This window comes from Nocardia grenadensis NBRC 108939, assembly GCF_001613445.1.
GTDB lineage: Bacteria > Actinomycetota > Actinomycetes > Mycobacteriales > Mycobacteriaceae > Nocardia > Nocardia grenadensis.
This window is the reverse complement of sequence record NZ_BDCJ01000020.1, coordinates 105,418-118,593: the sequence shown is the minus strand read 5'-3', so window position 1 is coordinate 118,593 and position 13,176 is coordinate 105,418. Positions and strand designations below refer to the sequence as shown.

Below are 13,176 nucleotides of genomic sequence, written 5' to 3'. Positions count from 1 at the left end.
ACCGCGCCGGAACGTAATTCCGCGCGGGGATCTCACTCTTCGACGTGTTTGCGCACCCGGAGGTCCTGTCCGGCGCCCGCCGCGGCCGGCCGGGCGTTGTCGATGGTGAAGGTCACCCGGTCGGGCCGATAGCGGTCCTCGCCGTATTCGAGCGGGACCCCGGCCGCGGACGAGGTATGCCGCCGTGCCCGCAGCAGCGGGGTCCCCGGGGCGACTCCCAAACAGGGCCGCGTCGGTCTCGTCGGCGCCGACCGCGTCGATGGTGTGCCGGGCCGGCACCGTGGTGGTGGCCCGGACCGCCGCCGAACTCGGCGTCCTGGAGGAATTCGCGGCCGAGCGCGGTACCGAGCAGGTACGACTGCTCGACCGCGCCGGAACGGCCCGGCTCTTCCCACCCGCCGGCGGCCCCGGCAGCGATATCGTGGGCGGCGCCCATCTACCGCTCGACCTGCGGGTCGACCCGCGCGCCGCGATTCCGGCGCTGGCCGACCGGCTGGCCGCACGCGGCGTCGAGTTCGTCTGGAACACCCAGGTGGGCGCCGTATACGAAGGTGTCGTGCACGCCGCGCGCGGTGATCTGACCGCGACCGCGATCGTGCACGCGAACCGGCCACGATATCGACCGGCTCTTCCCGGTGATCATCGAAGAGAACGAGGTGCGCCGCTGCCGGCTCCAGATGCTGGAGGTCGCGCCGCCCGGTGATATCCGCATCGCACCGGCGGTCCTCACCGGCTACTCCATGCTGCGCTACGGCGGTCTGGCCGCCACCGCCTCCGCCGCCGCGGTGCGGCGCGAGATCACCGACCGGGCGCCGGAAACGCTGGACGCCGTGATGAACCTGATGTTCACCCAGCGCCCGGACGGTTCGGTGGTTCTCGGCGACACCCACCACTACGCCCGCCCCCATCCGCCCTTCGACGAGGAGGAGATCGCCCGGCTGGTGCTGCGCGAAGGTGCCCGGCTCTTCGCGACCGGTGAGCTGTCGGTGCGACGGCGCTGGCGCGGGATCTACGCGGATTCGCCGCATACCGATTGGCCGCGCCCGCGCCCGGTATCCGCGTGGTTTCGGTGACCTCCGGTATCGGTATGACCACCGCACTGGGTCTGGCTCCGGCGGTCGTGGACCAGCTGGTCTGAGCACCGGACCGGGCGGCCGCCGCGCCCGGCCGCCGCGCCGACATCAGCTCGCCGCGGTCACGATCGTCGCGGCGACCGCGTCCGGCTGCGAGACCAGAGAGGCGTGGGACGCGTCGAGTTCGCTGGTCTGCGCGCCCATCCGGCCGGCCATGAAACGCTGCGAGGCCGGCGGGATGACCCGGTCCTGCGCGGAGACCAGGTACCAGGTGGGCATACCCGACCAGGACGGCGCCCCGGATGCTTCCAGATTGGCGGCCAGAGCGATCGATTGCTGGTGGGCGAGCATATCGGCGGCAGTGGCGTCGGCGACGTCCTGCGCGAAGACGTCGTGGAAGTATTCGGGTGCCACATAGCCGTCGAGATTGCGTCCCGCGATGCCCTGCGGATCGTCGACGGCCTTCACCTGCAGTGCCGGGGGCAGCAACCGGCTACCCGGGAACCGCACCGGGTCCAATGCCTGCTGGGCGAATTCACCCTGGGTCGGCGCGAAGGCCGCGACGTAGACCATGGAGACGATATCGGGGTCGTGCACATTGCTGATCACGGTCCCGCCGTAGGAGTGCCCGACCAATACGATGGGCCCGTCGACGGTATCCAGGGCGCGCTGGACGGCGGCGGAATCGTGGGCCGGGCCGCGCAGCGGGTTCACCGGGGTCAGTACCTCGTAGCCCTGTCCGCGCAGTCGCCCGGCGACTCCGTTCCAGCTGGTCGGGTCGGCGAACGCTCCGTGCACCAGGACCACGGTGGGCCGCGGCGCGGCCCAGGCGGGTATCGCGACGGCGGCCGTCGCGATGAGGGCGATGATCAGGCTCAGCAGAGCGGTACGCAGCGTGCGAATGATGGTCATTGGTTCCCTGTCCCGTCTCGTTCGGTTTCTCACGATTCGAGCAGTTCGGCGCGCACACGCGCAGCGCCGCACAGGTGATACGGGTGATCAGTGTAGCCGGGCGGGGTACCCGCGCGAGCCCGATCGCCCGCGCCACGAGGGGCCGTCGCGAGGACCGGCCTCTTGCCACCGCGACGCGAGGAGCGCAGGGTTGAGAACACCGGTGGCGCCACCGGGGCGCCGCCTCGAGCAGAGAGGGGGTGGCTCGTGTTCGCGCGATCCACCACTATTCAAGCGCAACCCTCCGCGATCGATGCCGGGATCACGCATATGCGCGATGTCGTTCTACCCGGCCTACGGGATATCCCCGGGTGTATCGGGCTGTCGCTGCTGGTCGACCGGGACAACGGGCACTGTATCGCCACCAGTGCGTGGGAGTCCGTGGATGCGATGCACCGCAGCCGGGAGCCGGTCGGTCCGATTCGCGATCGGGCACTCGCGATATTCGTCGGTAGCGCACAGGTCGAGGAATGGGAGATCGCGGGCCTGCATCGGGCTCATCACGCGGACGAGGGCGCCTGCGTGCGTGCGACCTGGGTCAAAACCGATCCGAGCCGTCTCGATTCGGCCATCGAGATCTACAAATCCGCCACCCTGCCCGCCATGGAGAACCTGGAGGGATTCTGCAGTGCGAGTCTGATGGTCAACCGGAAATCCGGCCGTGCCGTGTCCTGCACCAGTTACGACAGCGCCGCGGCGATGCGAGCCGGCCGTGAGCAGTCGGCGTCGCTGCGCGTCGACGCGGCCCGGCACACCGGCGTCGAAGCGCTCGACGTGCGGGAGTTCGAACTGGCCCTCGCCCATCTGCGGGTTCCGGAAATGGCCTGACCGGGCGAACCGGTCTACTCCGCCTCGCCTGTGGTGAGACCCATACCGGCGGCGAGGTCGGTGAGTACCGCGTCGAACAGCACATCCGGGTCGCTCACCGGCATCGGGTAGTTGCCGAACACCTCCAGCGTGACGTGGCCGTAGAGCCGGACCCAGACCGTCATCATCAGATACGCCACCCCGAGGTCGAATTTCTCGGCCGGGAACTTCTGCTCCGATCCGGCGAGCAGCGCCAGCAGCTCGTTCTGGAATGCGATCAGATCGGTGCGCAGCGCTTCGGGAATCGATTCGGTGGGCGGAGTCGCCAGGTCGTAGGCCGCGAGCAACTTACCCGCGGCTTCCAAGAACACCAGCCCGAACGCTTCGTCGAAACGCCGCACCGTACCCGGACCGCCGGCCGCCGGTGAGGCGAATACCAGGGTGAATTCGTTGCGGTGGGCCAGCGCCCAGCGTCGGAACGCCCGGCAGATGGCGAACAACCGGATCACCCCGTCGTCCGGTAGTTCGGCCACCTGCCCACCGAGGTCCTCGGCCAGCCGGATACAGATATCGCGCCGCAACGCGGCCAGCAGCTCTTCCCGAGACGGGTAATAGCGGTAGAGGGCGGGGGCGGTGATCCCGAGTTCCCGCGCGATGGCACGCAGGGTCAGCGCCTCCGCTCCCTGGGCGACCAGGAGCTCCACAGCCACGCGCCGGATGTCCGCGTCACTGACCGCGGGCATCCGGCCCCGCCGGGCGGGTGGTGTCATTCGTATGCGACCTGCCAGTTCTTGACTCCGTTCAGCCAACCCGACCGTAGCCGAACGGGTTCGGCGACCTGACGCAGGTTCGGCATCACATCGGCGATGGCGTTGAAGATCAGGTCCAGTTGCAGGCGGGCCAGGTTGGCGCCCACGCAGTAGTGGGTACCGGTGCCACCGAAGCCGACGTGCGGGTTCGGGTTGCGGGTGACATCGAATTCGAACGGCTCGGTGAAATGGTCCTCGTCGAAGTTGGCCGAGGCGTAGAACAGACCCACCCGCTGCCCCTTGGCGATGGCCTGCCCACCGATCTCCGTGTCCTGCAGGGTGGTCCGCTGGAACGCGATGACCGGGGTGGCCCAGCGCACGATCTCGTCGGGCGCGGTGCGCGGACGCTCGGCCCGGTACAGCTCCCACTGTTCCGGATTGTCAACAAAAGCCTTCATCCCGTGGGTGGTGGCATTGCGGGTGGTTTCGTTACCGGCCACCGCCAGCAGGATGACGAACCAGGCGAATTCCTCCGAGCTCAGCGCCTCGCCGTCGATATCGGCGCTGAGCAGCTGGCTGATGATGTCGTCGGCCGGACAACCGCGGCGTTCTTCGGCCAGGTTCCAGGCGTAGCCCATCACCTGCGCATTGGCCATTTTGTAGCTGTCGGCGTATTCGGGGTCGTCGTAGCCCATCATCTGGTTCGACCATTCGAACAGCTTGCCGCGATCCTCCTGCGGCACCCCGAGCAGTTCGGCGATGGCCTGGAGCGGCAGCTCACACGCGACCTGCTGGACGAAATCGCCACCACCGGCCCGCTTGGCCTCGTGCACGATCCGCTCGGCCCGCTCGTGCAGGGCGTCACGCAGGCTCTGCACAGCACGCGGCGTGAAGCCGCGGGAGATGATGCGACGCAGTTTGTCGTGCTCGGGCGGGTCGGTGTTGACCAGCATCGCGCGCTGGATATCGATCTCCTCGCGGGCGATATCGCCGTTGAAGCGGATCACCGCAGTATTGGCATGGGTGGAGAAGACCTCGGAGTTCTTCGAGATCTCCTTGATGTGGTCGAGTTTGCTGACCACCCAGTAGCCGCCGTCGTCGAACCCGCTGACCCCGTTCGGCTGATCGACCCACCACACGGGCGCGGTCCGGCGCAGTTCGGCCCATTCCTCGATGGGCAGCCGAGCCGCCAAGAGGTCGGGATCGGTGAAGTCGAAGTCGTGAGAGAGACCGGTGGTCATTGTGCCTCCTTGTGAAGCTGGTACATACGGTCCGCGGAGGCCGCAGCGAAGGCGGAGGTACCGCACTCCCTGCAGGAACCCTCTCCCGAGGAGTGAACCACACCACATCGATTTTGTGAACAGGTTTTAGTAAATACCGTTCACATAATCGTCCGGCAACGGGGTCGCCGCGTTCGGCAACCATTTCGCTACGTTCCACCGCCGCCGCCGAATGCCCCGCACGAACGGCGGAAAGAGCGCCATAATGAGGTTTGGGGCCCATTCCAACCGGCCTGCAGCGGGTAGCCGCATGAGCAAGACTCCCGAACTCTTCCGGAGGACGCAGCACATGACCACCATGGAAATGCCGCACGTCAGCGAATGCACAGTGAACAGTTGCTCGTACAACCACGACGGATGCCACGCGTACGCGATCAATGTCACCGGGCAGAACGGCAGCGCCGACTGCACGACGTTCATACCGCTGGCGACCAAGGGCGGACTCGATACCGTCACCAGCATGGTCGGCGCCTGCCAGCGCACCGACTGCGCCCACAACGTCGACCTCGAATGCACCGCCGCCGAGATCCGGGTCGGCCCGGGCAGCACCGACCACGCCGCCCGCTGCATGACCTACGCCCCGCGCTGACCCGCCGACCCGCTCCGCGACCACCGGGGACCCCGGCGGAGCGGATCGGCTGCGCCGGAATACCGAACCGCCGGTGTAAGGCGTCGACGGTGTTGATCTCTACAGCATCCGAACACCGTCTCGGGCACCGAGCGGGTTCGCCGAATCGCCTTACTTGGTGAGCCCCGCGTCACCCCACACGCCGTTACCCGCCTGACTGCAGCTCTCCATATTCCCGCCGACGAACAGGAAACTGATCGTCAGGTTCTGGACACCCGCGACCGGCACGTCCACCGTCGGTGATTGCCCCACCGGAACGTTGCCGGAGGAATAGATCGACTTTCCGTCGGCGACCACCTCGAACTGGAGCACCGATTGGGAATTGCCACCGTCGGCGATACCGATAGTCGAGCTGAACCGCGACCATTCCCGATTCAGGTTGTAGGTGTGGCCCACCTCGGTATCGCAGCCGCTGAACTGCTGATAGATCGAATGTGGATAGGAGACGCCGTTGACCGATATCGTCCCGGTATACGCGGTTCCGGTGGTGGGCGACATATCGGCCAGGTACCGCTTGGGCTGCGGCGCGGGGGCCGGGGCCGCGGGTGGTGCGGCGCTTTCGCTTGTCGTAATCGCCTGTGCGGTATCGGCTTCCGCGTCCGGGGAGCCGGATCCGACGAGGAGGGTGACCACCAAACCGACGACGGCCAGCGCGATACCCGCCCCCGAGACGAGCATGACCCCGCGCTCGGCGTCCCGGGCGCTCTTGGGGGCCGCGGTGCCGGTCGCCGGCGAATGGGGGCGCGGGTTCGGCCCGCGAGTGGGTTCGGTTGGATTGGACACGCGCACACTCTTCTTCGACGTAACTCGACGGGCCCGGCCGGGCGCCGCAGCAGAGATATACCACGCCGGGCGGGGTGATGGAATTGGAGCGCCGCGCCGGATTGTTCCGCCCGCCCGTACGCGATTCGAATTTCCGGTGCTCGACGGTGAGATTTCGAAAATAGCGGCGAGCTAGGACTTTTCATCGGTCCGGCCCCGGAGAACCCCGCGACCCCGCGCTCGCATCCGGAACCGGCGAACACCCGGAATCCAAAAAGATACGGTACTTACTGTACCGTTACGCCGGTGACCGCCGACAACACCTGGCCCGGCAACCTGGGGTCGCCCAGGTCGGATTCGCCCGCCCCACCGACCGGCTCGACGAGGTGATCCGCTTCTACGTCGACGGGCTCGGCCTGCGCGAGCTCTATCGGTTCGCGAACCACGCCGGCTACGAAGGGGTGATGCTCGGCCTCCCCGGCACCGGCTACCATCTGGAATTCAGCAGCCACGCCGACGACAGCCCCGGGGACGCGCCGAGCAACGAGAATCTGCTGATGCTGTCCTTCGAATCGGAGGCCCGGATGTTCGAGACCGTCCGGCGGCTCGGCGGATTCGGTGCCGAACCGGTCCCCACCGAGACCCCCTACTGGGCCACCCACGGGGACCTGGCCTTCCCGGATCCGGACGGTCGACAGGTCGTGCTCGTCCCGCGCCCGGTGTTCTGATGCCGGGACGCGCCCGAGACGAACGGATCGACACCGCTGTCCTGGCGGCCGCGCGAACCCTGCTCGACGCCAAGGGTTACGCGGGCCTGACCATCGGGCAGGTCGCGGCGAGCGCCGGTGTCCATCGCCCCGCGATCTATCGGCGCTGGCCGTCCAAACGACATCTGGTGACCGCGGTGGTGGCCGATCTACTCGGGCTCGAGCCGACCCCGGACACCGGCGATCTCCGCACCGATCTGACGCGCTCCATGCGGGAACTGGTGGCCGCTCTGCGCGACACCTCGCTGGGCCGGGTGCTGCCCGCCCTGGTCGCCGACCTCGCCGCCGATCCGGAACTGCGCGAACAGCTGTGGTCCACTGTGTTCGGCCCGCGCCGCGAGACCACCGCCCGCGCCCTGCGCGCGGCGATCGCCCGCGGGGAGATCGACCCGGGCACCGATATCGATTTCGTCCTCGACGCGGTCGCCGCGCCGATCTATTTCCGGGCCCTGTTCGGACATCTCCCGTTGTCCGAAGAACTGGCCGACGACTCCGTGGACACGGTTCTCGCGGCGATCCGCCGCGCCGGGCGATATTCGGCTGCCGCGCCGAGTGGAGATGCGTCACACCGTGCCGTTGATCACCGGGCCGGGACGAAACGGGCGGTACGGTAGGATCGCTTCAGTACCCGCGCCCGAGGCGCACACATGTACTCTCCGTCGCGGATCACCAGCCTTTCGCGTCGGGACCCGCGACGCCGCCACCTCGAGTAGGCGCGGACAAACGGTCCGAACGGACGTCGCGGTATCACCTCCGATGCCGAAAGGCGCTCATACCTTCATGCCTGCCAACACTGCTGCCGCGCAGACGTTCACCGACCTCGGCGTCCCGGCCGATATCGTCGCGAAACTCGCTGCCGGCGGTATCACCGAACCCTTCCCCATCCAGAACGCCTCCTTGCCCGATACCCTCGCCGGTCGCGATGTCCTCGGCCGTGGGAAGACCGGCAGCGGTAAGACCCTGGCGTTCGGGATCCCGGTGGTCGCCCTGCTCGCCGGCGCACCGCGCACACCGGGCCGGCCCGCCGGGCTGATCCTGGCACCCACCCGGGAACTCGCGACCCAGATCGCCGCGACCGTCGCTCCGCTGGCGGAGGTGTGTGGTCTGCGGGTGACCACCGTTTTCGGTGGCGTACCGGTGAACCGCCAGATCAAAGCCCTGAAGCAGGGTGTCGATATCGTCGTCGCCTGCCCCGGCCGGCTCGAGGATCTGATGCAGCAGCGGGCGCTGTCGCTGGACGCGGTGCGGATCACGGTGCTCGACGAAGCCGACCATATGGCCGATCTCGGCTTCCTGCCGGGCGTGATCCGGATCCTCACCGCCACCCCGCGCGACGGCCAGCGCCTGCTGTTCTCGGCGACCTTGGACAACGGTGTCGGGAAACTGGTCGACCGTTTCATGCACGCGCCGATCTCGCATTCGGTCGACGAGGCCGCCGCGCCGCCGCCGAAGATGACCCATCACATCTTCGAGGTCGAGGGTGCCGCGGCGAAGAAGGAACTCGTGCGCGCGCTCGCCGCGGGCAGTGGTCGCCGCATCCTGTTCATGCGCACCAAACATCACGCCCGCCGGCTCGCCGGGGAACTCACCCGCGCGGGTATCGCCGCGGTGGATCTGCACGGCAACCTCTCCCAGCCCGCGCGCGACCGCAACCTCGCCGCTTTCGCCGCGGGTACCGCCAAGGTCATGGTCGCGACGGATATCGCCGCGCGCGGTATCCACGTCGACGATCTCGAACTGGTGGTGCACGTCGATCCGCCCGCCGAGCACAAGGCATACCTGCACCGGTCCGGTCGCACCGCCCGCGCGGGCACCGAGGGCACGGTGGTGACGCTGGTGTTGCCCGAGCAGCGCAAGGATGTGGCGGCGCTGTTGCGCAAGGCCGGTATCGAGGCGCGCCCCCGCCCGGTGACCGTTGATTCCTCGATCATCGCCGACCTCTCGGACGGCTCGGGTCTCATCGAACCCGTCGCCGTTCACCCGGCACCCACCGCGGCCGAGCCGGGTGCCCCGCGCGCGGCCACCGGCGGTTCCCGCAACGGCCGGCGGGGCTCGCGCGGCCGCCGCGGCGGAGCCGGCGGGCACGGCGAAGCGATGCGGTCCGATGCGCGCGAGACGACGACCGCGCGGAGCGGGGAGCGGGGCCGCGCGGAGAACACCACGAAACGCTCGCGGCAGGGTGAACGGTCCGGTGCCGCCGAGCACGCGGGCGCGCGCGGTTCCGCCGGCCGGCGGGGAAATACCGCGGGACGGTCCGGCGCCCGGGCCACCACGGCAGGGCACAGCACCCGGCAGTCCGCCGCGCCGACGCGCCGGCAGCCGGCGCAGGGCGCCGGGCAATCCGGCGGTTCGGCTCGGACGAGCGGCGCACGCACCCCGCACAGCGATCCCGCCCGGCGCCGGCCCCGCCGGGCGACCCGTCCGGCCGGCTGATCACGGCCGGCCTCGCCGGTCACACAGCGTGTGGCCGGCGAACTGACGGACGGCCTGTAGCCCGTGCGGCGTCGCGGTGCCGCACGGGGCTTCCTCGCACGGCGGCCCCGGCCCACCTCTCGGGCGCGAAGCGGCCGGTCTCGCGCGCGAAGCGGCCGGAACGATCGCTGCGATACGCGGCGTGACCGGTCGGTAAACCACACGCTTCCGCGCTCCCGCCTCCTGATGCACAGCGTCCGAGCAGGCTCGACGGACCGGGTCGTCGACGCCCACGATGGGGATATGCGGTGGGTGTGCGCGGTGCTGTTGCTCGTCCTCGTGTCCGGCTGTACCTGGGGCGGACCCGACCGCCCGCCGCTCTTCGACCTGCAAGCGCATCGTGGCGGGCTTGGGCCGGTCTCGGAGAACACCCTGGCCGCCTTCGCCAATGCCCTCGAGCTCGGGGTGACCACACTGGAGCTGGATGTGCAGATCACCCGGGACGATCAGGCCGTGGTGACCCACGACCGTGATCCGAATCCGGCCGAATGCCGCGATACCGGGCCCGCGTTCCCCGGCGACCCCGCGTTCCCCTACGTTCCCGGAGCGACCGTGATCCGGGAACTCACGCTCGCGCAGGTGCGCACGATCGACTGCGGCTCCCAGCGGCTCGCCGGCTTTCCCGGACAGCGCACCGCGCCGGGGTCACGGATGCCGCTGCTGTCGGAGGTCTTCGATCTGTTGCGCGACTACGGTGCCGATCCGGTGCGGTTGAACATCGAGACGAAGGTGGAGGCCGCCGCTCCCGAACAGACCGCGCCGCGGGATGTTTTCGCCCGCATCGTCGTGGCGGAGGTCGAGCGCGCCGGGGCGAGCGATCGGGTCACGATCCAGAGCTTCGATTGGGCGGCGCTGACCGCGGTACGCGCGCGGGCACCGGAGCTTCCGATCTCCGCCTTGACGAACGGCGAGCAGTTCCTGGAGGAGGGACAGCCCGGCCGCTCACCGTGGCTGGGTGGTCTGGATATCGACGATTTCCCGGGGTCCCTGCCGGAGAGATACGTGGCGGCGGCCGCTGTGCTCGGCGCCGATATCGTTTCTCCGGTACACGGGAGCCCACAGGACAGTGTGGTCGGCGATCCCGGCTACCGCCCGTTCACCACCACCGCACTGGTCGACGCGGCGCATCGGCGGGGTATGCGGGTGCTGCCGTGGACGGTCGACGATCCCGCGACCATGAACGCCCTGCTGGACCTGGGTGTCGACGGCCTGATCACCGACCGCCCGGATGTGCTGCGCACCGTGCTGGCCGACCGCGGCTATCCCCTGCCGCCGGCATTCTCCCGGCCCTGACCCGCCCGGCAACCGATACGCCACCGCCCGCCTCCGCATATCGCGGAGGCGGGCGGTTCGGGCGCGGGGTTTCAGTGCGCGAGTACCGGTTCGCCTTCGGCGGGTGCCGGGAGCGCACTCGGCATCAGCACCGCGAGCACCACCGCGCCGAGGACGAACACGCCCGCGGCCCAGGTGAAGCTGGTGGTGTAGCTCTCGATGGCCGATTGCGCGACGGTGAGCCGGTCCGGGGTCCGGGCAGCCAGATAATCACCGGCGGCCGAGGCCGCGATGGTGCTCAGCAGCGCCGTACCGATCGACCCGCCGACCTGCTGGCTGGTGTTGATCATCGCGGACGCGACTCCGGCATCGTCGTGGCGCACACCCGAGGTCGCGCTCTGGAACGCGGTCGACATCGCACCACCGAGACCCAGTCCGAGCAAGACGAGGCCCGGCAGGATATGGGTGGTGTACCCGGTGTCCAGACCGATGCGGGTCAGCCAGGCCATACCGAGCGCGGCGATCGCGAACCCGCCGCTGACGACGACCTTCGGTCCGAGTTTGGGCAGCAGCAGCGACGGTGTGGTGGTGGAGGAGGCGACCATGGCGGCGACCATCGGCAGGAACGCCACCCCGGTCATGATCGGCGAATAGCCCAGCGTCAACTGCATGTAGTAGGTCAAGAACAGGAAAATCGCGAACATCCCGATACCCATGACGAACACCGCGAGGTAGGCCCCGCCGCGGGTGCGGTCCAGCACGATGCGCAGCGGCAGCAGCGGATGGGCAACCCGGGTCTCCAGCCAGACGAACAAGGCCAGCAGCGCCGCGCCGCCGAGGAGGAACGCCAGGGTGATCGAGTTCGTCCAGCCGTCGCTCTCGGCGTGGGAGAACCCGTAGACGACGCTGAACAACGCGGCGGTGACCACGGCGGTACCCGGGATATCGAGCTTGGGTCGCGACCCACCGGCATGGCGGGCCAGCAGCAGGACCGCGCCGACCAGCGCGACGGCGGCGAACGCCAGGTTCACGAACATGACCCAGCGCCACGAGGCCCATTCGGTGAGCGCCCCGCCGAGCAGCAGGCCGATAGCGCCGCCGGTCCCGGCGACAGCGCCGAAGATGCCGAAGGCCTTGGCCCGTTCCGACGGCTCGGTGAAGGTGACGGTGAGCAACGAGAGCGCCGCCGGTGCGAGCAGCGCGCCGAACACGCCTTGGCCGACCCGGGCCGCCACCAGCATCTCGAAGTTGGTGGCCGCGCCGCCCACGGCGGAGGCGACCGAGAAGCCGATCAGGCCGACGATAAAGGTGTTGCGCCGGCCGAACAGGTCACTGAGCCGGCCACCGAGCAGCAGCAGGCTGCCGAACGCCAGGGCGTAGCCGGTGATCACCCACTGCCTGCTCGCATCGTCGAACCCCAGGTCACGCTGGGCTTCGGGCAGCGCGATGTTCACCACGGTCGCATCGAGCACGACCATGAGCTGGGCGACGCCGAGCACGGCGAGAACCCACCACCGCAGCGCGTGCGAACCTCGCCTTCCCGACGGTGTTTCCTGCGCGGATGGACCGCGATCGATCGTGGTAGTCATCTCGCCCCTTGGGAGAAGGTTGGATTCATGAGAAGATCAGGAAATCGGAGGAGGTACCTCCGCTTATATGAACGCTAACACAATAACGGAGATTCGACCTCCGCTTAATCCTGCGTTGATAGAATGCCGGTGTGAAACACGCCACGACCCTGCGCGCACCCCGGCGTCTGCGCGCCGACGCCGCACGCAATCAGCAACGCATCGTCGAGGCGGCCCGTGAACTGTTCGCCGATCGCGGGTTGGAGATCACCCTCGACGATGTCGCCGAGCGGGCGGGCGTGGGCGTGGGCACGGTCTACCGCCGCTTCGCCAACAAGAAGGAGCTCATCGCCGAGGTCTTCGAGCACAGCCTCGGCGCCTTCGCCGACCACGCCGAGGGCGCCCTGCGCGATCCCGACCCCTGGCTCGGCCTGGTCCAGTTCGTCGAATACGCCTGCCGGCACTTGGCCGCAAACCGCGGATTCAGCGAGGTCATCCTCGAACTCGACCTCGACACCGAACGTTTCCACGGCCTGCGCGACCGCATCAAACCCGCCGTGGCCGCGATCGTCGCCCGCGCCCGCGAAGCGGGTGTGCTCCAGCCCGATATCGAACCGTCGGACCTCTTCGCGATAATCCATATGGTCGACGGCCTGGCCGAATTCGCCAAACCGATCAACCCCGACATCTGGCGCCGCTATATGGCCATCACGCTCAACGGGATTCGTGCCGACAATGTCGCCCGCCAGGAACTCCCGGTCCGCGCGCTCACCGACGACGAGGTCGATCAGGCGAAGTCCGCCAAGGCCGCACCCTGCCCCGGCCGGCGCCGCTGACCCGCGGCCCG

At 68.8% G+C, this 13,176-nt stretch carries 15 protein-coding genes; 9 read left to right on the top strand and 6 right to left on the bottom strand.

Annotation, left to right across the window (positions count from 1 at the left end):
* Positions 1-32 precede the first annotated feature (32 nt).
* Complete coding sequence (locus NGR01S_RS32900) at positions 33-326, bottom strand: UTRA domain-containing protein (RefSeq protein WP_281179789.1); 294 nt, start codon at positions 324-326, stop codon at positions 33-35.
* Between NGR01S_RS32900 and NGR01S_RS32020 the strand changes: the two genes are divergently transcribed.
* Both NGR01S_RS32020 and NGR01S_RS31135 read left to right on the top strand, forming a co-directional pair.
* Positions 260-703, top strand: a complete 444-nt coding sequence (locus NGR01S_RS32020) for an FAD-dependent oxidoreductase (protein ID WP_063039664.1) — start codon at positions 260-262, stop codon at positions 701-703. The two genes, NGR01S_RS32900 and NGR01S_RS32020, sit on opposite strands and share 67 nt — an antisense overlap.
* On the top strand, positions 636-1,073 hold the full coding sequence (locus NGR01S_RS31135; RefSeq protein WP_157107376.1) for a TIGR03364 family FAD-dependent oxidoreductase: 438 nt from the start codon (positions 636-638) through the stop codon (positions 1,071-1,073). The genes NGR01S_RS32020 and NGR01S_RS31135 overlap by 68 nt, the downstream gene beginning before the upstream one ends.
* 108 nt (positions 1,074-1,181) lie before the next feature.
* Here NGR01S_RS31135 and NGR01S_RS21605 read toward each other — a convergent pair whose 3' ends face one another.
* Positions 1,182-1,985: an alpha/beta hydrolase gene (locus NGR01S_RS21605; protein ID WP_063039655.1), complete on the bottom strand. Its 804-nt coding sequence runs from the start codon at positions 1,983-1,985 to the stop codon at positions 1,182-1,184.
* Between the two features lie 246 nt (positions 1,986-2,231).
* Here NGR01S_RS21605 and NGR01S_RS21600 point away from each other — a divergent pair, with 246 nt between their 5' ends.
* Complete coding sequence (locus NGR01S_RS21600) at positions 2,232-2,852, top strand: antibiotic biosynthesis monooxygenase (protein WP_084481554.1); 621 nt, start codon at positions 2,232-2,234, stop codon at positions 2,850-2,852.
* 14 nt (positions 2,853-2,866) lie between these two features.
* Here NGR01S_RS21600 and NGR01S_RS21595 read toward each other — a convergent pair whose 3' ends face one another.
* Entirely contained in the window at positions 2,867-3,541 is a 675-nt protein-coding gene (locus NGR01S_RS21595; RefSeq protein WP_307718778.1) for a TetR/AcrR family transcriptional regulator, read from the bottom strand.
* Positions 3,542-3,597: 56 nt separating this feature from the next.
* Complete coding sequence (locus tag NGR01S_RS21590; RefSeq protein WP_063039649.1) at positions 3,598-4,821, bottom strand: cytochrome P450; 1,224 nt, start codon at positions 4,819-4,821, stop codon at positions 3,598-3,600.
* A gap of 328 nt (positions 4,822-5,149) precedes the next feature.
* Between NGR01S_RS21590 and NGR01S_RS21585 the strand changes: the two genes are divergently transcribed.
* A complete protein-coding gene (locus NGR01S_RS21585; protein WP_063039647.1) occupies positions 5,150-5,449 on the top strand; it encodes a DUF1540 domain-containing protein in 300 nt (99 codons plus the stop codon).
* A 150-nt stretch (positions 5,450-5,599) separates the two neighbouring features.
* Here NGR01S_RS21585 and NGR01S_RS21580 read toward each other — a convergent pair whose 3' ends face one another.
* Complete coding sequence (locus NGR01S_RS21580; protein WP_063039645.1) at positions 5,600-6,271, bottom strand: NPCBM/NEW2 domain-containing protein; 672 nt, start codon at positions 6,269-6,271, stop codon at positions 5,600-5,602.
* Positions 6,272-6,636: 365 nt separating this feature from the next.
* Here NGR01S_RS21580 and NGR01S_RS21575 point away from each other — a divergent pair, with 365 nt between their 5' ends.
* The 4 genes from NGR01S_RS21575 to NGR01S_RS21560 all read left to right on the top strand — a co-directional run bounded on the left by NGR01S_RS21575 (position 6,637) and on the right by NGR01S_RS21560 (position 10,782).
* Complete coding sequence (locus tag NGR01S_RS21575) at positions 6,637-6,978, top strand: VOC family protein (protein ID WP_245664704.1); 342 nt, start codon at positions 6,637-6,639, stop codon at positions 6,976-6,978.
* Positions 6,978-7,631: a TetR/AcrR family transcriptional regulator gene (locus NGR01S_RS21570; RefSeq protein WP_084481553.1), complete on the top strand. Its 654-nt coding sequence runs from the start codon at positions 6,978-6,980 to the stop codon at positions 7,629-7,631. Before NGR01S_RS21575 ends, NGR01S_RS21570 begins: the two co-directional genes overlap by 1 nt.
* Before the next feature lie 166 nt (positions 7,632-7,797).
* Positions 7,798-9,450 carry a DEAD/DEAH box helicase gene (locus tag NGR01S_RS21565; RefSeq protein ID WP_063039641.1) on the top strand — a complete coding sequence of 551 codons (1,653 nt, stop codon included), beginning with the start codon at positions 7,798-7,800 and terminating at the stop codon, positions 9,448-9,450.
* Positions 9,451-9,732: 282 nt separating this feature from the next.
* Positions 9,733-10,782, top strand: a complete 1,050-nt coding sequence (locus NGR01S_RS21560) for a glycerophosphodiester phosphodiesterase (RefSeq protein ID WP_063039908.1) — start codon at positions 9,733-9,735, stop codon at positions 10,780-10,782.
* 71 nt (positions 10,783-10,853) lie between these two features.
* On the opposite strand, the gene NGR01S_RS21555 is transcribed toward NGR01S_RS21560, so the two are convergent.
* Complete coding sequence (locus tag NGR01S_RS21555) at positions 10,854-12,350, bottom strand: MFS transporter (RefSeq protein ID WP_063039639.1); 1,497 nt, start codon at positions 12,348-12,350, stop codon at positions 10,854-10,856.
* 131 nt (positions 12,351-12,481) lie between these two features.
* Here NGR01S_RS21555 and NGR01S_RS21550 point away from each other — a divergent pair, with 131 nt between their 5' ends.
* A complete protein-coding gene (locus tag NGR01S_RS21550; protein WP_063039637.1) occupies positions 12,482-13,165 on the top strand; it encodes a TetR/AcrR family transcriptional regulator in 684 nt (227 codons plus the stop codon).
* The last annotated feature ends 11 nt before the right edge of the window (positions 13,166-13,176 follow it).